Source organism: Kocuria sp. HSID17590, assembly GCF_003989485.1.
Lineage (GTDB): Bacteria > Actinomycetota > Actinomycetes > Actinomycetales > Micrococcaceae > Kocuria > Kocuria salsicia.
In genome coordinates, this window is the sequence record NZ_RBMB01000028.1 from 17,606 (window position 1) to 36,044 (window position 18,439).

Sequence of the window (18,439 nt, forward strand, 5' to 3'; positions counted from 1 at the left end):
AGAACGTGGTTCCCACCCCACCACATCGGGCGGGGTGGGAACAGCGGGTCACGCGTTCGGGGCGCCGGGCACCTCGAAGTTGAAGACCCCGGAGTCGAACTGGTTGTACCCCGTGTAGTCCACGAGTTCGTACAGCCGCTTGCGGGTGAGCATGGTCTCCACCTGCGCCTGCTGCGTGCCGTCCTCGCGGATGGTCGTGAGCAGGCGCTCCATCGCGCCCATGGCCTGGCGCTCCAGGGAGACGGGGTAGATGACCATGGACACCCCAGCGTCCTGCAGCTGCCGCGTGGTGAACAGCTCGGACTTGCCGAACTCGGTCATGTTCGCGAGCACGGGTACGTCCAGGGCGGAGGCCATGCGCTCGAACTCTGAGAGGTCCGCCATGGCCTCCGGGAAGATCACGTCCGCACCGGCGTCTGCCAGTGCCTTCGCCCGGTTCACGGCGGCGTCGAAACCCTCCACCCCGCGGATGTCGGTGCGCGCCATGATCACGAAGTTCGGGTCCCGGCGGGCCGCGACGGCGGCGAGGATGCGCTGGGTTGCGGTGGCGGTGTCCACCACGTTCTTGCCGTCCAGGTGCCCGCAGCGCTTCGGGTTGAACTGGTCCTCGATGTGGCAGCCGGCCAGCCCGGCGTCCTCGAGCTCCTGCACGGTGCGGGCCACGTTCATGGGCTCGCCGAAGCCGGTGTCCGCGTCCACGAGGCAGGGCAGGTCCGTGCTGCGGGCGATCTGCCCGGCGCGGGTGGCCACCTCGGTGAGCGTGGTCAGCCCGATGTCCGGCAGGCCGAGCTCGTTGGCCAGGACGCCGCCCGAGATGTAGACGCCCTCGAAGCCCTGCTCCTGGATGAGCTTGGTGGACAGCGGGGTGAACGCGCCGGGGAACTGCGCGATCTGCGGGTCGGCCAGCAGCTCGCGGAAGCGCTCGCGCTTCTGCGCGGGGGTCACGGTGGTGTACAGCATGATCAGAAGATTCCCTTCGGCGACTTCTCCAGCTCCACGGCCGCGGCGATGTTCAGCTGGCCCAGCTCCCCGGCCTTCAGCTCGGGCAGGCGCTGGACGGTGTCCAGGAAGCGCTCGATCTCCTCGGGGGCCACTAGACCCTCCGCCAGGGTGCGGAACTTGGTGATGTACTGCTCACGGGCGAACGGGCGGGCTCCCAGCGGGTGGGCGTCCGCCACGGCGATCTGGTCCGTGATGACCGTGCCGTCCGTGAGGGTGATCTCCACGGAACCGCCGAACGCCTTCTCGGAGATGTCCAGCGAGTGGTAGCGACGGGTCCACTCGGGGTCCTCCTGCGTGGTCACCTTGTGCCACAGCTCCACGGTGTCCGGGCGGGCGGCCCGCTCCGGGGCGTAGGAGTCCACGTGGTGCCACGCGCCGTCCTGCAGGGCCACGGTGAAGATGTAGGGGATCGAGTGGTCCAGGGTCTCGCGCGACGCCGTGGGGTCGTACTTCTGCGGGTCGTTCGCCCCGGAGCCGATCACGTAGTGCGTGTGGTGGGACGTCTTGATGAGCACAGACGCCACGTTGGCCGGATCGGCGAGCTCGGGGTGCTCGCGGTGCAGCTTGCGGGCGAGGTCGATCCACGCCTGCGCCTGGTACTCCGCGGAGTGCTCCTTGGTGTAGGTGTCCAGGATCGCGCGCTTGGCCTCACCCGGCGCGGGCAGGGCCACCTCGTAGCGGGCCTCGGGACCGGAGAGCAGCCACGCGATCACGCCGTCCTCTCCCTCGTAGATGGGGGTGGGGGAGGTCTGCCCGCGCATGGCACGGTCCACGGCCTCCACGGCCATCTTCCCGGCGAACGCGGGTGCGTGCGCCTTCCACGTGGAGATCTCGCCCTTGCGGGACTGGCGGGTCTGCGTGGTGGTGTGCAGCGCCTGGCCGATCGCCTGGAAGACGGTCTCGGTGTCCAGGCCCAGCAGGGCGCCGATGCCCGCGGACGCGGAGGGGCCGATGTGCGCGATGTGGTCGATCTTGTGCTCGTGCAGGCAGATGCCCTTCACCAGGTCCACCTGGATCTCGTACCCGGCGGCGATGCCGCGGATCAGGTCCTCGCCGGTGCTGCCGACGTGCTGGGCCACCGCCAGGATCGGCGGAATGTTGTCACCGGGGTGGGAGTACTCGGCGGAGAGGAACGTGTCGTGGTAGTCCAGCTCGCGCACGGCCACGCCGTTGGCCCAGGCCGCCCACTCGGGGGACACGGCGGCGTCGCCCTCCGGGGCGCCGTAGAGCAGGGAGCCCTGCCCCGTGAAGCCGCCGCCCGGGGCCACCCTGTGGCACAGGGCCTGGGAGCGGGCGGAGACGATGGGCCCGCGGTTCAGGGAGGCAATGGCCACGGAGGCGTTGTCGATGATGCGGTTGACCACCATCTCCACGACCTCGGGCTCCACCGCCACGGGGTCCGTGGCCACGGCGGCCAGCTTGTGGGCGAGCTGCTCCTCGCGGGGCAGCTCCTCCTTGGACGAGTACGTGCGCACGGTGTGTGTGACGGTCACGGGTGTTCCTTTCGGTGCGGGAGTTCTCGGGTTCTCGGGCGGCCGGTCTCGGCCGGGTTCAGGAGGCCACCGGGCTGGCCGGGGCGAGCTCGGGGGTGCGCAGGGCGTTGCCCAGTGCGTTCTTCAGGTGGACGCGGGTGGTGGCCACGGCGAGCGCCGGGTCCCCGTCGGCGACGGCGCGGGCGATGGCCTCGTGCTCGGCGGCGGCGACGGCGAGGCGCCGGGGGTTCGTGGTGGACAGTCGCCGGACCCGGGCGAGGTGCAGCCGCACGTTGCCGAGCGCCTGCTGCAGGTACGGGTTGCCGGCCGCGTGGTCGATCTCCGCGTCCATGCGGTCCACGAGCTCGTAGTAGGCGGGGTGGTCCGGTTCGTCGGACAGGGCCTCGGCGGCGTGGGAGAGCTCCTCGGCCAGGGCGCGGAAGGTCTCGCGGTCGCCGCGCTGCGCGGCGAGTTCCGCGGCGCGGCAGTCCAGGGTGTCCCGCAGCTCGTAGAGCGCACGGACGTCCTCGGCGGAGATCGCGCTGACGACGACGCCGCGGCCGTTGTGGGGCTCGGTCAGCCCGTCCGCGGTGAGGCGGGAGAGCGCCTCGCGCACGGGGGTGCGGGAGATGCCGAGACGTTCGGAGAGGTCCACCTCGCCGAGCACCTGGCCCGGGGTCAACCGCCAGGACACGATGTCCGCCCGCAGCTCGCGGTACGCGCGCTCACCAGCTCGCATGGCTCCTCCTGACGTGTGGAAACACCTCCACTGTATACACCTGACCGGATTGAACCAAGGATTGTGGAAGATCCGCCGGAAATTTCCCGTCTTTTGTATACATAACCCTTGTGTGCCTGTGATCCATGACACTACGCTGTCCCTACGCCGAAGCCCGCCCCGCACCACACCCGGAGGAAGCCATGACGCTGAGCACCTACGAGTCCGTCTACCGCGCGAGCGTGGAGAACCCCGAGCAGTTCTGGCTCGAGGCCGCCCGGGCCGTTGACTGGGAAACGGCCCCCACGCGTGCGCTGGACGACTCCGGCGCACCCATCTACCGGTGGTTCCCGGACGGGGAGCTGAACACGTGCGTCAACGCGGTGGACCGGCACGTGGCCGCGGGCCACGGCGAGCGCACCGCCCTGATCTACGACTCCGCGGTGCTCGGCGTCCAGGAGCACATCACCTACGCGCAGCTGCAGGAACGGGTGGCCCGTTTCGCCGGGGCGCTCGCGGCCCAGGGGGTGGCCAAGGGGGACCGTGTCCTGCTGTACATGCCGATGATCGCCGAGTCCGTGATCGCGATGCTCGCGTGCGCGCGGATCGGTGCGGTGCACTCCGTGGTCTTCGGCGGCTTCGCGCCGCGGGAGCTCGCCAGCAGGATCGACGACTCGCAGCCGGTGGCGATCGTGACGGCCTCCGGTGGCGTGGAGCCCAAGCGGCGGATCGAGTACCTGCCCGCGATCGAGGAGGCGCTGCACCTCAGCGAGCACGCGCCGTCGGCGGTGCTGGTCCACGAGCGCGAGGGCTTCGAGACCACCGTGACCGAGGCCCGCGAACGCGCGTCGGCCTCGGGCGGTCCCTCGTGGCTCTCGTGGACCGAGGCGCAGGACGGGGTGGCCCCGGCCGAGCCCGTGGTGGTCAAGGCCACCGACCCCCTCTACATCCTCTACACGTCCGGGACCACGGGAAAGCCGAAGGGCGTGGTGCGGGACAACGGCGGCCACGCGGTGGCGCTGACCTGGTCCATGGCGAACATCTACGGCATCGGCGTCGGGGACGTGATGTGGACCGCCTCGGACGTCGGATGGGTGGTGGGGCACTCGTACATCGTCTACGGACCGCTGCTGGCCGGGGCCACCACCGTGGTCTACGAGGGCAAGCCCGTGGGCACCCCGGACGCCGGGGCGTTCTGGAAGCGCGTGGCCGAGCACGGGGTGAAGGTGCTGTTCACCGCCCCCACCGCCCTGCGTGCCATCCGCAAGGCGGACCCGGAGGGCGAGCTCGTCCAGCAGTACGACATCTCCTCCCTGGAGGCCCTGTTCGTCGCGGGGGAGCGGCTGGACCCGGAGACCTACCACTGGGCCGCCCGGGTCCTGGACGTCCCCGTGGTGGACCACTGGTGGCAGACCGAGACCGGGTGGGCCATCTGTGCCAACCCCTTCGGGATCGAGCGGCTGCCGATCGTCCCCGGCTCGCCCACGGTGCCGGTGCCCGGGTTCCACGTGGAGATCCTCGACCCAATCGGCGAGCCACTGGGCCCCGGAGAGGAGGGCAACATCGCGGTGCGCCTTCCGCTGCCCCCGGGCACGCTCGCCACCCTGTGGGGCAACGACGAGCGCTTCGTCTCCTCCTACCTGTCCGCGTTCCCGGGCTACTACGCCACCGGGGACTCCGGGTACATCGACGAGAACGGCTACGTGTTCGTGATGGGTCGCACCGACGACGTCATCAACGTCTCGGGCCACCGCCTGTCCACGGGGCAGATGGAGCAGATCGTCGCCACCCACCCGGACGTCGCCGAGTGCGCGGTGATCGGCGTAAACGACCCGCTGAAGGGCCAGCGGCCCTCCGGGTACGTGGTGCTCAAGACCGGCTCGCAGATCACGCAGGAGCAGCTGGCCGAGGACCTGGTCACGATGGTGCGCTCGCAGATCGGGCCGGTGGCGGACTTCAAGGACGTGTCGGTGGTCGAGGCGCTGCCGAAGACGCGCTCCGGCAAGATCCTGCGCAAGACCATGCGACAGATGGCCGACGGCGAGAAGTACGTGGTGCCCTCCACCATCGAGGACCACTCCGTGCTGGAGGCGCTGGAGGCCGTGCTCGCACCCAGGAAGTGACCGCGGTCCGCGACCGACGGCCCGGTGCGCACAGAGCACGCCGGGCCACGGATGCCGAAGGGCGCTTGCCGCAGGCTCACCCCCGCCAGCCGTACTCCAGCTCCGGGCGGCCCGGGGCCCCGCGGCGCGCCCGGCGCTCGACCTCACCGGTGTCGCACATGTGCTCCAGATAGCGCCGGGCCGTGACGCGTGAGAGGCCCAGACCGAGCGCGACCTCGCCCGCGGAGCTGAATCCCCGTGCGGAGCGCATGTGCTCCGCGACCTTTGCGAGAGTTTCAGCGGCCAGCCCCTTGGGCGGCGCCTCGGCGGGCTGGCCCTCCAGCACGGTGAACAGCCGGTCGACGTCCGCCTGCTCCATCGGGGTGTCCTCGCGGGCAGGTCCGTCGAGCGCACGACGGTACTGCGCGTACGAGACGAGCTTCACCCTGAGGTCCTCGAACGTGAACGGTTTCATGAGGAACCCCACCGCTCCCACAGACATCGCCTCGCGAACCGTGGCCGTATCCCGGTGGGCCGTGACGACCAGGAGGTCCACGGACACCCGGTGCGTGCGCAGCGCGTGCGCGACCTCGAGGCCGGACATGTCCGGAAGGTTCACGTCGAGGAGCACCAGGTCCACGGGGGCTGGCGATGCCGCGCGCTCCCGCAGCGCGTGGAGGGCGGACCTGCCGTTGCGGGCCACACCGGAGACCTCGAATCCCGGGCACCTGGCGACATACTGGGCGTGGGCGGCGCCGGTGAGGGGTTCATCGTCGACGACGAGGACCCGGATCACGGGGCCGGCTCCGAGCTGCCCGGGGCCGGCGCCACTGCGGGGATGTCCACCGTGAACACGGCTCCGGCATCACGGTGGACGGTCACATCCGTGCCCCATGCCGTGACGATCCGGCGCACGAGCTCGAGTCCCACCCCGTGTCCGGACGGGGTGTCGGTCTTGCTCGTCACCCCGCGTTCGAAGATCCGCTCCCGTTCCTCCTCGGGGATCCCGGGACCGTTGTCGGCCACCGTGACGTGCACGTGTGCTCCGTCCTGCGACGTCATGAGTTCCACCTCCACTGCGGGCGGTTCGTCGTTGCCCGCACCGGTCTCCGCCTCGATCCCGACCGATGCGGCCCCACCGCAGTGCTGGGCCGCGGCCTCCACCGCATTGTCCACGAGATTGCCCACCACACTCACCAGGTCGGTGGGCTCCACGGCGAGCGGCGGGATCTCCCCGAGGGTCACCACCGTGAACTGGACACCGCGCTCCCGGGCGGTGGCGGCCTTGCCCACGAGCAGGGCTGCCAGATAGGGATCGTGCACATCACGCGTGACCTTCTCGCTCACCTGCACGGACAGCCGCGCGGTGGCCGCGGCGAACTCCAGGGCCTGCGGGTAGCGCTTCAGCTCCAGCAGCGAGACGACGGTGTGCAGACGGTTGGCGTGCTCGTGGGTCTGTGCCTGCAGACCCGCGGCCATGGTCCGCACGATGTCGAGCTCACCGGCCATCCTGCTCAGCTCGGTCTGGTCCTGGACCATGAGCACCCGCAGCCGTGTGTCCTCCGAGGCCCGCGCACACGTCGCCACCAGGCTCCGTCCGCGGACCGTGCACCGGCGGTCCTCGAAGGTGGCCTCGTGCGGCAGCATCTCCGCCAGCGGGGCCGGCACGTGGGCCGCGGGGCGGGGTGGGCGCCGCCCGGGTGGTGCCCCGCGGCCCGCCCTCCCGCGAACAGTGCCCACCGGTGTGTCGGGCTGCCGCTCGGGACTCCCGCCCTCTGCGCGGAAGTGGGCAGCAGAATCCTCCGCAGCGCCGCCCGCGCCATCCGCATGTGCTGTGTGCTCTGGGACGCAGACCCCGAGCAGCTCGGCTGCCCGAGCATTGCTCAGCACGGCGCGGTCCTCCTCATCTATCAGCACCAGACCCTCCCGTGCTTCCTTTAGAACGGCACGGTTGAGTGCGAGCTGGCGTACGAGGGACTCGGGGGAGCGGCCTCCGGTGACGCGGTGCAGGTAGCGGGCCATGAGCGCGCTGGTGGCGGAGGACATCAAGAGCAGAGCGCCCGCGATCAGCAGCAGGCCCGGTAACTGGCTGCGGTTCTCCGCGGCGATCTGGTCGAGCAGCACACCGGAGGAGACAAGTCCGACAACCGTCCCATCGGTGTCCCGCACGGGGGCAATCGTCCGCACCGAGGGGCCCAGTTTTCCAACTTCCGTGGCCGTATAGGTCTCACCAGCGAGCGCGTGGGATCTGTCCCCCAGGTACTGCTGGCCCACGCGGGACTCGTCGTAGTGGGTGATCCGCGTGCCATCGGGGGTCATGATCGTTATGAAGTCAACGTCTGTGTCCCGCTCCACCGCCGAGGTCAGGGACTGCAGCGGGGTGTGGGGGTCCGGGCCGAGAATCGCATCCCGGACCGAGGGATCGTCCACGAGCGTCGTCGTCGTGGCCCGGGTGACCGACTCGGCGCGTTCGGCGACCCGCGCGTGCGACTGGCCCAGCATCACGCCCGCGACCACCAGGGTGGTGACCACCACGAGGGCCAGTTGCAGGGCGAGAAACCGCTGGGCGAGGGACATGGGAGGAACTCCGGTGTGTGTGGGAGGTGTGCAGAACGGCCACGGTGTGCAGGCATGTGACCCCGGTCATGAACGATATGACCACAATGGGACGCGGACGGCATTCCTGCGTGAGGCTTGTCACCATTCCACCACTCACCGTTGAGGAGCCACCATGACGAGCCAGCCCGCCGCGCGCGATCCGCGTGACGCCCAACCACCGGTCAAGAAGAAGCGCGACCGCACCCACTACCTCTACATCGCGGTCATCGCCGCGGTGGTCCTGGGCATCGTGGTGGGTCTCGTGCTCCCGGATGTGGGGGTGGCCCTGAAGCCGCTCGGCACGGGATTCGTGGCGCTCATCAAGATGATCATCGCGCCGGTCATCTTCTGCACGATCGTGCTGGGCGTGGGATCGGTGGCCAAGGCCGCCACGGTGGGGAAGGTGGGCGGCCTCGCGCTGCTCTACTTCATCGTGATGTCCACCTTCGCGCTCGCCATAGGCCTGGTGGTCGGCAACATCGTGCAGCCCGGCGCGGGCCTGGACCTCGCGAACGCGCACTTCGACCAGTCCTCCCTCGCCACCGGCCACGAGGAGAGCGAGGGCGGTCTGGTGGGCTTCGTGCTGGGGATCATCCCCGCCACCCTGTTCTCCGCACTGACCTCCGGGCAGATCCTGCAGACCCTGCTCGTGGCCCTGCTCGTGGGCTTCGCCCTGCAGGCCATGGGCGAGTCCGGCCAGCCCGTGCTCAAGGCCGTGGGCTACATGCAGGCCGTGGTGTTCCGCCTGCTGTCGATGATCATGTGGCTCGCCCCGATCGGCGCGTTCGGCGCCATCGCCGCGGTCGTGGGTGCCACGGGTCTGAAGGCCGTGTTCTCCCTGCTGGGGCTCATGGTCGCGTTCTACATCACCTGCATCCTGTTCATCGTGGTGGTCCTGGGCCTGATCCTGAAGCTCGTCTCCGGCGTGAACATCTTCAAGCTCATGAAGTACCTGGCCCGCGAGTACCTGCTGATCTTCTCCACCTCCTCGTCCGAGGCGGCGCTGCCGCGGCTGATCGCCAAGATGGAGCACCTGGGCGTCTCCAAGCCCGTGGTGGGGATCGTGGTGCCCACCGGGTACTCCTTCAACCTGGACGGCACCGCCATCTACCTGACCATGGGTGCGCTGTTCGTGGCCGACGCCATGGGCAAGCCCCTGCAGATCGGTGAGCAGATCGCGCTGCTCGTGTTCATGATCATCGCATCCAAGGGCGCGGCCGGTGTCACCGGCGCGGGCATCGCCACCCTGGCGGCCGGGCTGCAGTCCCACCGCCCGGACCTGCTGGACGGCGTGGACCTGATCGTGGGCATTGACCGCTTCATGTCCGAGGCCCGCGCCCTGACCAACTTCTCCGGCAACGCCGTGGCCACGCTCGTGCTCGGCACGTGGGTGAAGGAAGTGGACAAGGCCCGTGTGCAGCGGGTCCTCTCCGGCGCGGAGCCCTTCGACGAGACCACGCTGGCCGTGGACCCGCACGCCTCCGCCACGCAGGGCGCCTCGGTCACGCAGGGCGCCCCGGCGGCGGAGGGCGGTGCGACGTCGACGACGGGCACGCCGTCGACCCCGCCGCCCGCCGCCCACTAGCACGACCCGGCCGTGCAACGGCCCCCGACGCCCACCCGGTGCCCGCCACCGGGTGGGCGTTCGCGGTCCGTCCCCCGAACCCGTGCCCGGACGCTGGGCAGGCGCGGGTCCGGGCGCTGAGAGCGAAACAGCACGTCGGCGGTAGGGTAGGGCGTTGAGACCCCGTTGTCCCGCCCAGGAAGGAAGGCCGTCGCCCGTGAGCAACGCCCATGATGAGAGGCCCCAGCAGACCCAGGCTGCGGTGTCGGACGCCGTAGGCCCCACGGGACGCCCCGTGCGGACCTTCCCGGATCCCCCCGAGCTGACCGAGCACGGACCCGCGCGCATCATCGCGATGGTGAACCAGAAGGGCGGGGTGGGCAAGACCACCTCGACCATCAACCTGGGGGCGGCGCTCGCGGAGCTCGGCCGCAAGGTGCTGCTCGTGGACTTCGACCCGCAGGGCGCGCTCTCCGCGGGCTTCGGCTCCAACCCCCACGAGCTGGACCTGACCATCTACAACGTGATGATGGACCGCTCGGTGGACGTGTGGGACGTCGTGCAGCAGACCCACGTGGAGAACGTGGACCTGCTGCCCGCCAACATCGACCTCTCCGCGGCGGAGGTGCAGCTCGTCAACGAGGTGGCCCGCGAGCAGGTGCTCGCCTCCGCGCTGCGCAAGGTGGAGGACTACTACGACGTCATCCTCATCGACTGCCAGCCCTCCCTGGGGCTGCTCACCGTTAACGCGCTGACCGCCTCGCACGGCGTGATCATCCCGCTGATCTGCGAGTTCTTCGCCCTGCGCGCGGTGGCCCTGCTGGTGGACTCGATCTCCAAGGTGCAGGACCGCATCAACCCGAAGCTGCAGATCGACGGCGTGCTGGCCACGATGTTCGACTCCCGCACCCTGCACTCGCGCGAGGTCATCGCCCGGATCGTGGACGCGTTCGGGGACAAGGTCTTCGACACCGTCATCAAGCGCACCGTGAAGTTCCCGGACGCCACGGTGGCCGCGGAGCCCATCCTGAACTTCGCCACCAACCACCCGGGCGCGGAGTCCTACCGCCAGCTCGCCCGCGAGCTCATCTCGCGCGGCGGCGCGCCCTGATCCGGCGTGCCTGAGCAGCACCGGCGGACGCGCGGCCTCACCGGGACACGCTGGCCGAGCCGTGGGAACGCTCTGGCTGCGACGCTCCGGCTGACGGGAATGCGCCACCTGGCCGGAACGCGCCACCTGAGAGGGCCGCGCCCGGGGGAGCGGGGCGCGTGAGCGATGTCGTGGCGCCGCCCGTCCCCGTCCCCTCCGAGGCGGAGCGGACCGGGCAGGGGAGCAGCGGGTTCACCGTGGCCCTGGAGAACTTCCAGGGCCCGTTCGACGTCCTGCTCTCGCTGATCGCCAAGCACGAGATGGACATCACCCAGGTGTCCCTGTCGGTGGTCACGGACGAGTTCATCCAGTACGTGGGCGCCCTGCAGCGCTCGGCGTCGCCCCAGGCGCTGGACGAGGCGAGCGAGTTCCTGGTGGTGGCCGCCACCCTGCTGGACCTCAAGGTGGCCCGGCTGCTGCCGCGCGGCGAGGTGGCGGACGAGTACGACGTCGAGCTGCTGGAGGCCCGCGACCTGCTCTTCGCCCGGCTGCTGCAGTACAAGGCGTTCAAGGAGGTCGCGGGGCGGCTGAACGTGCGCCTCGCCGCGGAGTCCGTGCGGATCCCGCGCCAGGTGGACCTCGACCCCGCCGTGACCACGGCCCTGCCCCCGCTCGTGTGGACGCTGACCCCGGAGCAGCTCGCCCGCCTCGCGGTCGCGGCGCTGGACCCGGAGCGCCACGTGCCGCAGGAGGTCGACGTCGCGCACCTGCACGGCGCGCAGGTGCGGGTCGCGGACGAGGCCGAGATCCTGGCCGAGGCCCTGCGCGACGGCGCGGAGCACACCTTCCACTCCCTGATCGCGGACGCGGAGTCCACCCTGGTGGTCGTGGTGCGCTTCCTGGCCCTGCTCGAGATGTACCGGGACCGCGTGGTGCGCCTGCACCAGGACGAGGTGCTCGGACCCCTGCTCGTGCGCTGGGACGGACCGCAGGACTGGTCCGCGGAAGCGCTGAGCAGCGAGTACTCGGGTGCCGAGCCCGACGAGGTCACGGCTGCGGCAGCCGGCGGCCACGAGGGCGCGGCGCCCCGGGCCCCGGTGGGCACGGAGAGCGAAAACCTGGGAGACTGAACCCAGTACAGGATCGGTGTGAACCGTACCGAAGGAGATGATGAGCGCGTGGCCGACACGGACCCCGCACCCCCGGTGGAGACTCCCGGGGACAACCGCACGGGAGACGACCTGCTCTCCGCGCTGGAAGCGGTGCTCATGGTGGCCGCCGCACCCGTGGGGGTGGACGAGTTCGCCCGGGTCACCGGGGAGCCCTCGCACCGGGTGCGCAGCGCGCTGGAGCACTTGAAGGCCGACTACGACGGCGTGACCGGAAACACCGGCGCACCCCCGCGCCAGCTCACGGAGCCGGGCTATGATGGACGGTCGGCCACGCACACGCACCGGGAGAACGACCTCCCGGCAGCTCCGCGGGTGCGGGGCTTCGAGCTGCGGGAAGTGGCCGGCGGCTGGCGGATCTACGCCCGCAGCGACCACGCGCAGCTCGTGACGGACTTCGTGGTGGAGGGCAGCAGCTCCCGGCTCTCCCAGGCCGCACTGGAGACCCTGGCCGTGGTGGCGTACCTGCAGCCGGTCTCCCGCTCGCGCGTCTCCGCCATCCGCGGCGTGAACGTGGACGGCGTGGTGCGCACCCTGGTGCAGCGCGGCCTGCTCACCGCGTGGGAGCGCGACGAGGCCTCCGGCTCCGTCCTGTACTCCACGACCCCCCTTTTCTTGGAAAAACTCGGTCTCGGCTCGCTGGACGAGCTCCCGGACATCGCACCTCTGCTGCCCGGAACCGACCAACTTGACGACATAGAGGACTGATCGACGCATGGCAGCATCACACGGCAACTCGGCACGCGGCGGAGGCGCCCGCGGCCCCCAGGGGCGCGGCAAGGGATCCAAGGCCGGCCCCAAGGGCGGGTTCCGCTCCGGACCGGGCAAGAGCTCCGGATCTGGCAAGGGCTCCGGCCCGGGCAAGGGCTCGCGCACGGGCGACGCCGCCGGGCGCGGCTACGCCAAGGGTCCTGCTTCCGGGCGGGGCAAGGGCCCGGGCAAGCCCAAGGCTGCCGCCGGGCAGAAGGGCCCGCAGAAGCCCCGCGCCTTCGCGGGTGTGGACAAGTACGAGCGCCGCGCCTCGGCGATCAAGGAGCACGGCCCGCACCGGCGCCGTCGTCCCAAGAACCCGCCGGTGGACCGGCTGGAGGTCCACGACGAGAACGGCGTGCGGCTGCAGAAGCTCATGGCGCAGGCCGGCGTGGCCAGCCGTCGGGTGTGCGAGGAGATGATCCAGGACGGCCGCGTGAGCGTGGACGAGCAGATCGTCACCGAGCTCGGCGTGCGCGTGGATCCCGCGCTGCAGGTGGTCCACGTGGACGGCATGCGCATCCAGACGGACGAGAAGCTCGTCTACTACGCGTTCAACAAGCCCGCCGGTGTGGTCTCCACCATGGAGGACCCTGACGGCCGCCGCTGCGTGAGCGACTACCTGGACCCGCGCAAGCACGAGCGCGTGTTCCACGTGGGCCGCCTGGACGTTGAGACCGAGGGCCTGCTGCTGCTGACCAACGACGGCGAGCTCACCAACCGCCTGACCCACCCCTCCTACGAGGTCCCCAAGACCTACCTCGTGCAGGTGCACGGGCCCGTGGAGAAGGGCATCGGCAACCGGATGAAGGAGGGCATCCGCCTGGAGGACGGCATCGCCAAGGTGGACGACTTCCGGCTGGTGGACTCCACCCCGGGCCACGTGCTCATCGAGGTGGTCCTGCACTCCGGGCGCAACCGGATCGTGCGCCGCATGTTCGATGCCGTGGACCACCCGGTGGAGAAGCTCGCCCGCACACACGTGGGCCCCATCGCGATCGGGGACCAGAAGCAGGGCACGGTGCGCAAGCTCTCCCACACCGAGGTGGGCAACCTGCTCGCCTCCGTGGGGATGTGAGCGTGGTCCCCACGATCGCCACGAGCACCGGGCCCGTCCTGGTGGTCGGCTCCGGCCTGCTCGGTGCGAGCATCGGGCTGGGGCTGCGCCACCTGGGCGTGGACGTGCAGGTCCGGGACTCCTCGCCCACCACGGAGGCGGTGGCGCAGGACATCGGGGCGGGTCGCTCAGTGCGCGCCGCCCGCGCCGCCCACGAGGAGGTGCCCGAACCCGCCCTCGTGGTGGTTGCGGCACCCCCGGACGTGGTCGCCGAGCTCGTCGTCGAGGCGCTCGCCGAGCACACCGACGCCGTGGTGCTGGACATCGCCTCGGTCAAGGGCCCCATTCTCGACGCCGTGCGTGCCGCGGGTGCGGACCTCACCCGGTACGTGGGCACCCACCCGATGGCCGGGCGCGAGAAGTCCGGCCCGGTGGCGGCACGCGGTGAGCTGTTCACCTCCATGCCGTGGGTCATCTGCCCCGGTCCGGAGACCGGCGCCCGTGCCGTGGCCGCGGCCAAGAACCTCGCGGTGGACCTGGGCGCGACCATCACGGTGATGGAGCCCGTCGAGCACGACGAGACCGTGGCGCTGATCTCCCACCTGCCCCAGGTGATGTCCTCGCTGCTGGCCTCCCGGCTGCAGGAGACCCCTCCGCACCACCTCTCTCTGGCCGGGCAGGGACTGCGGGACACCACCCGGATCGCCGGCTCGGACCCCGGGCTGTGGGTGCAGATCCTCTCCGCGAACGCCCGTCCCGTGGTGGCGTCCCTGCACGAGGTGCGCGAGGACATCGACCGTCTGATCGCCACGCTGGAGAACCCGGAGGCCTCGGGCGCTCGCCTGGACATCGCCCAGCTGATGGCGGAGGGCAACGCGGGCCAGGCCCGCATCCCCGGCAAGCACGGCGGCGCGCCCCGCGCGTTCGCGACCCTCACGGTGGCCGTGGACGACACCCCGGGCCAGATCGCGCGGCTGCTCACGGAGATCGGGGAGATCGGGGTCAACCTGGAGGACATGCGCCTGGAGCACTCGCCCGGGCAGCCCGTGGGTCTGGTGACGGCGTCGGTGGAGCCCTCCCGGCACGCGGAACTCGTCGACGAGCTGCAGCAACGCGGCTGGAAGGTGGTGCAGTGATGAACGCACGCGACACGAACGCACGACTGGTGATTGCGATCGACGGGCCCTCGGGGTCCGGCAAGTCGTCGGTCTCCAAGGAGGTGGCCCGCCGCTTCGGGCTGGCCTACCTGGACACGGGCGCCATGTACCGCGCGGTGACGTGGTGGTGCCTGGAGTCCGGAGTGGACCTGGACGACGACGCGGCGGTCCTGGTTGCCACGCGCTCCGTCCCCCTGGAGATGGGCACGGACCCGGATGAGGAGCGCATCCTCGTGGCCGGGCAGGATGTCCGCGCGGCCATCCGGGGGGACCGCGTGACCGACCACGTCTCGGCGGTCTCCACCACAGTCGCGGCCCGCGAGATCCTGGTGCGGATGCAGCGGGAGATCATCCACGAGAGCGGGAACCGGATCGTCGCCGAGGGCCGGGACATCACCACCGTGGTGGCCCCGGACGCAGACGTGCGGATCCTGCTGACCGCCTCGCAGGCCGCGCGGATGGCGCGGCGGGGCAGGCAGCTGGGCGCGGCGGCGTCGTCAAACCTGCAGGCACAGGTGGTGGGCCGTGACGCGAAGGACTCCACCGTGGTGAACTTCACCAGTGCCCAGGACGGCGTCCACTTGCTGGACTCCTCCGAACTGACCATGGAACAAACCGTGCAGGGAGTGATCGACCTGGTCATCCGTGACACGGACACGGCACACGACGGGGCCGCCGAGGCCCCCGACGACACGGGTGCTGCGGCCCCCGAGGAAGCGAGGCAACCATGAGCGCACCCGACGAGCCCACGGTGGACTCCTACGAGCAGTCCGTCCTGGGCGGGGGCAACGAGGACATCTCCCAGCGCCTGGCCGCGATCGACGACAACGAGGCCGAGGCCCGGGCACAGGCCCTGCGCGAGGGCCTGGCCGACTACGAGCTCGACGACGAGGACGCGCTGCTGCTCGCGGACTGGATCGACGGGCAGGACGAGCGCAACGCGCGCCGCCCCGATCCCGTGGTGGCGGTCGTGGGACGGCCCAACGTGGGCAAGTCCACGCTGGTCAACCGCGTGCTCGGCCGCCGCGAGGCCGTGGTCGAGGACACCCCCGGGGTGACGCGTGACCGCGTGTCCTACAAAGCGGAGTGGAACGGCAAGAACTTCACCCTGGTGGACACCGGCGGCTGGGAGCAGGACGCCAAGGGCATCCACAAGCGCGTGGCGGACCAGGCGGAGCTGGCCGTGGAGAACGCGGACGCGGTGCTGCTCGTGCTGGACGTGACCGTGGGCGTGACCGCCACGGACGAGGCCGTGGTGAACATGCTGCGGCGCGTGAAGAAGCCGATCATCGTGGTGGCCAACAAGGCGGACTCCCCGCAGCTGGAGATCGACGCGACCGCGCTGTGGTCCCTGGGCATGGGTGAACCGTTCCCGGTCTCCGCGCTGCACGGCAAGGGCTCGGGCGACGCGCTCGACGCGCTCGTGAAGGCGCTGCCCGAGTTCTCCGAGGTGGCCGAGGCCGAGCTGGAGGGCGGTCCGCGGCGCGTGGCGCTGATCGGGCGGCCCAACGTGGGCAAGTCCTCGCTGCTGAACAAGCTCGCCGGCTCGGACCGCGTGGTGGTGGACGAGACCGCCGGCACCACGCGCGACCCCGTGGACGAGATCATCTTCCTGGGCGGGGAGGCGTGGCGGTTCATCGACACCGCCGGCATCCGCCGCCGCGTGCACCTGCAGCAGGGCGCGGACTTCTACGCGTCCCTGCGCACGCAGACCGCCCTGGAGCGCGCGGAGGTCGCCGTGGTGCTGCTCGCCGTGGACGAGGTGCTCTCCGAGCAGGACGTGCGGATCCTGCAGATGGCCGTGGACTCCGGGCGCGCCCTGGTGCTCGCGTTCAACAAGTGGGACACCCTGGACGACGAGCGCCGGTTCTACCTGGAACGCGAGATCGAACGGGATCTGGCCCACGTGTCCTGGGCGCCGCGCGTAAACCTCTCGGCCAAGACCGGGTGGCACAAGGACAAGCTCGTCCCTGCGCTGCACACGTCCCTGGAATCGTGGGACCGCCGCATCCCCACCGGGCGCCTCAACGCTTTCCTGGGGGAGATCGTGGCCGCGCACCCGCACCCCGTGCGCGGCGGCAAGCAGCCCCGCATCCTCTTCGGCACGCAGGTCTCCTCCCGCCCGCCGAAGTTCGTGCTGTTCACCACCGGCTTCCTGGACCCCGGCTACCGCCGGTTCATCCAGCGCCGCATCCGCGAGACCTTCGGCTTCGAGGGCACCCCGCTGGAGGTCAGCATGCGCGTGAGGGAGAAGCGCCAGCGCAAGCGCTGAGTGGTTGCCCCTACTGGCTCGGTTTCCATGCGGCGCGGGCGGCTCGCGAGTCGCCTGCGCCGATGTGAAATTCGGGCAGGGTTGGGGTAATGTAACTCGGGTGTTCGGGGCCGGAAGCGGCGTCGAACACGGTCGCGGGATGTGGCGCAGCTTGGTAGCGCACTTGACTGGGGGTCAAGGGGTCGCAGGTTCAAATCCTGTCATCCCGACAGAAAAGCCCAGGTGAGAGTAAATTTCTCACCTGGGCTTCGTCGTTTCTGGTGTCCTTTTCGGAGGGATTTATGAAAACATCCGACCGCGGATGTTGACACCTTCCGGGACGCTTCGATTGCGGCCGTTGTGACGAGCCGGGACCTGGAGCCCGTTTTGGGCTGCGATCGGCAGCCTTTTCATCGCCGAGGGGCCGTCGCTAGACCGGACGATGCGGGGCTCTCATGCTCGGGGTACTTGTGTCCGTCGAGGAACGCGTTGGCGCGTGCGGCGGCGTCGGCGAGGTGCCTGGTGCCGGGGTGGAGGTAGCCGCGGGTCGTCTCGATTGATTTGTGTCCAAGGATGCCGTGGAGGACATGGAGCGGGATGCCAGCGTCTGCGAGCCAGGTCGCTCCGGTGTGGCGGAGTCCGTGCCCGGTGAGGCTGGGTAGCTCAAGCTCGGTGACAAGCTGATCCCACTTCGTCGCATCCCGCACACACGCTGTGGTGAGCACCCCACCGCGGGGACCGGTCAGGAGCCGCTCGTCGGGTTCACGTTCGTGCGTGAGTCGCTCCAGTACGGGTTTGAGGCCTTGGGAGCCTGACCCGGTTTCCCGGACGGTTGGTGGTGGTTGATTCAAGCCGCCGTGGCAGCGGGGGCGTGAAGGGTTTCGAACTCGTGGGGTGACAGCATCCCGATCCCGCAGTGTCGCCGGCGGGGGTTGGACCAGCCCTCGATCCACTCGAACATCGCCGTCGCGAGGACCTGTTTCGACGGCCACGACCGCCGGTCCAACAGCTCGCGCTGCATGGACGACCAGAACGACTCCATCGCCGCGTTGTCCTGGCTCGAGGCGACCCAGCCCATCGACCCGAGCAGCCCGGCCTGGCGGAGTCGGTGCCCGAACAGCCAGCTCGTATACTGACTGCCCCTGTCCGGGTGAACGATCGTCCCGGGCGGTGGACGGCGCTGCCAACGGGCCATCTGCAACGCGTCGACGACGAGTTCGGTCCGGATGTGGTCCGCGATCGCCCATCCGAGGATCCTCCTGCTCCAGGCATCAATCACCGCGCAGCAGTAGACCCAGCCGTGCGCGGCTTGAGTTCCAGTCATCGTCGCAACACTGGTTCAACTCGCATTCAGTAAAGCATGGAGTCGTTCGGCTGGAGTGGGGACTGCCGCACGAACAGGTGACAGTTGGGGTGTCAGGCCGCGAGGCTCACGGCGGGGTTCATGATGGTCTCGTATTCGATGGGGGTCAATCGACCCAGACGGGCCTGTCGACGGCGGCGGTGATA

The 18,439-nt window shown here is 70.2% G+C and carries 16 protein-coding genes and 1 tRNA gene; 10 read left to right on the forward strand and 7 right to left on the reverse strand.

All coding sequences use genetic code 11. The features are described 5' to 3' along the window. Positions 1 to 48: 48 nt before the first annotated feature. From prpB to D8M39_RS09950, 3 genes are read right to left on the reverse strand one after another with little or no spacing between them, the layout of a single operon-like run. Positions 49 to 960, reverse strand: a complete 912-nt coding sequence (prpB, locus tag D8M39_RS09940; protein WP_055086365.1) for a methylisocitrate lyase — start codon at positions 958 to 960, stop codon at positions 49 to 51. A 2-nt stretch (positions 961 to 962) separates the two neighbouring features. Then, entirely contained in the window at positions 963 to 2,495 is a 1,533-nt protein-coding gene (locus D8M39_RS09945) for an MmgE/PrpD family protein (RefSeq protein WP_055086367.1), read from the reverse strand. Between the two features lie 58 nt (positions 2,496 to 2,553). Continuing rightward, positions 2,554 to 3,213, reverse strand: a complete 660-nt coding sequence (locus D8M39_RS09950; RefSeq protein WP_055086369.1) for a GntR family transcriptional regulator — start codon at positions 3,211 to 3,213, stop codon at positions 2,554 to 2,556. Positions 3,214 to 3,395: 182 nt separating this feature from the next. Between D8M39_RS09950 and D8M39_RS09955 the strand changes: the two genes are divergently transcribed. Beyond that, positions 3,396 to 5,315 carry a propionyl-CoA synthetase gene (locus D8M39_RS09955; RefSeq protein WP_174233411.1) on the forward strand — a complete coding sequence of 640 codons (1,920 nt, stop codon included), beginning with the start codon at positions 3,396 to 3,398 and terminating at the stop codon, positions 5,313 to 5,315. Positions 5,316 to 5,391: 76 nt separating this feature from the next. On the opposite strand, the gene D8M39_RS09960 is transcribed toward D8M39_RS09955, so the two are convergent. Together D8M39_RS09960 and D8M39_RS09965 are read right to left on the reverse strand one after the other, a co-directional pair. Continuing rightward, positions 5,392 to 6,090: a response regulator gene (locus tag D8M39_RS09960; RefSeq protein ID WP_094393674.1), complete on the reverse strand. Its 699-nt coding sequence runs from the start codon at positions 6,088 to 6,090 to the stop codon at positions 5,392 to 5,394. Next, positions 6,087 to 7,871 carry an ATP-binding protein gene (locus D8M39_RS09965; RefSeq protein ID WP_126874939.1) on the reverse strand — a complete coding sequence of 595 codons (1,785 nt, stop codon included), beginning with the start codon at positions 7,869 to 7,871 and terminating at the stop codon, positions 6,087 to 6,089. The genes D8M39_RS09960 and D8M39_RS09965 overlap by 4 nt, the downstream gene beginning before the upstream one ends. 154 nt (positions 7,872 to 8,025) lie before the next feature. Here D8M39_RS09965 and D8M39_RS09970 point away from each other — a divergent pair, with 154 nt between their 5' ends. The 9 genes from D8M39_RS09970 (at position 8,026) to D8M39_RS10010 (ending at position 17,160) form a co-directional block, all read left to right on the forward strand. After that, the gene (locus D8M39_RS09970; RefSeq protein WP_126874940.1) at positions 8,026 to 9,477 is read left to right on the forward strand and encodes a cation:dicarboxylate symporter family transporter; all 1,452 of its coding nucleotides are present in this window, start codon (positions 8,026 to 8,028) and stop codon (positions 9,475 to 9,477) included. Positions 9,478 to 9,673: 196 nt separating this feature from the next. Then, positions 9,674 to 10,567, forward strand: coding sequence for a ParA family protein (locus D8M39_RS09975; RefSeq protein ID WP_055086571.1), 894 nt, complete (start codon positions 9,674 to 9,676; stop codon positions 10,565 to 10,567). 158 nt (positions 10,568 to 10,725) lie between these two features. Then, positions 10,726 to 11,676 (forward strand): ScpA family protein, encoded by a 951-nt coding sequence (locus D8M39_RS09980; protein ID WP_371413780.1) that lies wholly within the window; start codon positions 10,726 to 10,728, stop codon positions 11,674 to 11,676. A 48-nt stretch (positions 11,677 to 11,724) separates the two neighbouring features. Beyond that, a complete protein-coding gene (locus tag D8M39_RS09985) occupies positions 11,725 to 12,423 on the forward strand; it encodes an SMC-Scp complex subunit ScpB (RefSeq protein ID WP_332308141.1) in 699 nt (232 codons plus the stop codon). Positions 12,424 to 12,430: 7 nt separating this feature from the next. Beyond that, entirely contained in the window at positions 12,431 to 13,543 is a 1,113-nt protein-coding gene (locus D8M39_RS09990) for a pseudouridine synthase (RefSeq protein ID WP_126874941.1), read from the forward strand. Further along, on the forward strand, positions 13,540 to 14,658 hold the full coding sequence (locus D8M39_RS09995; RefSeq protein WP_126874942.1) for a prephenate dehydrogenase: 1,119 nt from the start codon (positions 13,540 to 13,542) through the stop codon (positions 14,656 to 14,658). The genes D8M39_RS09990 and D8M39_RS09995 overlap by 4 nt, the downstream gene beginning before the upstream one ends. Further along, positions 14,658 to 15,410 (forward strand): (d)CMP kinase, encoded by a 753-nt coding sequence (cmk, locus tag D8M39_RS10000; protein WP_126874943.1) that lies wholly within the window; start codon positions 14,658 to 14,660, stop codon positions 15,408 to 15,410. Before D8M39_RS09995 ends, cmk begins: the two co-directional genes overlap by 1 nt. Then, positions 15,407 to 16,951 (forward strand): ribosome biogenesis GTPase Der, encoded by a 1,545-nt coding sequence (der, locus tag D8M39_RS10005; RefSeq protein WP_126874944.1) that lies wholly within the window; start codon positions 15,407 to 15,409, stop codon positions 16,949 to 16,951. The genes cmk and der overlap by 4 nt, the downstream gene beginning before the upstream one ends. Positions 16,952 to 17,086: 135 nt before the next feature. After that, positions 17,087 to 17,160, forward strand: a tRNA-Pro gene (locus D8M39_RS10010). 180 nt (positions 17,161 to 17,340) lie between these two features. On the opposite strand, the gene D8M39_RS10015 is transcribed toward D8M39_RS10010, so the two are convergent. Next, complete coding sequence (locus tag D8M39_RS10015; RefSeq protein ID WP_238694043.1) at positions 17,341 to 17,883, reverse strand: tyrosine-type recombinase/integrase; 543 nt, start codon at positions 17,881 to 17,883, stop codon at positions 17,341 to 17,343. Beyond that, the gene (locus D8M39_RS10020) at positions 17,778 to 18,254 is read right to left on the reverse strand and encodes an IS3 family transposase (protein WP_083482590.1); all 477 of its coding nucleotides are present in this window, start codon (positions 18,252 to 18,254) and stop codon (positions 17,778 to 17,780) included. The genes D8M39_RS10015 and D8M39_RS10020 overlap by 106 nt, the downstream gene beginning before the upstream one ends. Between the last annotated feature and the right edge of the window lie 185 nt (positions 18,255 to 18,439).

Excerpts from the sequence above, each read along its gene's own strand:
- prpB (WP_055086365.1), bottom strand. The coding sequence starts at position 960 with ATGCTGTACACCACCGTGACCCCCGCGCAGAAGCGCGAGCGCTTCCGC.
- D8M39_RS09950 (WP_055086369.1), bottom strand. The coding sequence starts at position 3,213 with ATGCGAGCTGGTGAGCGCGCGTACCGCGAGCTGCGGGCGGACATCGTG.
- D8M39_RS09955 (WP_174233411.1), top strand. The coding sequence starts at position 3,396 with ATGACGCTGAGCACCTACGAGTCCGTCTACCGCGCGAGCGTGGAGAAC.
- D8M39_RS09965 (WP_126874939.1), bottom strand. The coding sequence starts at position 7,871 with ATGTCCCTCGCCCAGCGGTTTCTCGCCCTGCAACTGGCCCTCGTGGTG.
- D8M39_RS09970 (WP_126874940.1), top strand. The coding sequence starts at position 8,026 with ATGACGAGCCAGCCCGCCGCGCGCGATCCGCGTGACGCCCAACCACCG.
- D8M39_RS09990 (WP_126874941.1), top strand. The coding sequence starts at position 12,431 with ATGGCAGCATCACACGGCAACTCGGCACGCGGCGGAGGCGCCCGCGGC.
- cmk (WP_126874943.1), top strand. The coding sequence starts at position 14,658 with ATGAACGCACGCGACACGAACGCACGACTGGTGATTGCGATCGACGGG.
- der (WP_126874944.1), top strand. The coding sequence starts at position 15,407 with ATGAGCGCACCCGACGAGCCCACGGTGGACTCCTACGAGCAGTCCGTC.
- D8M39_RS10020 (WP_083482590.1), bottom strand. The coding sequence starts at position 18,254 with ATGACTGGAACTCAAGCCGCGCACGGCTGGGTCTACTGCTGCGCGGTG.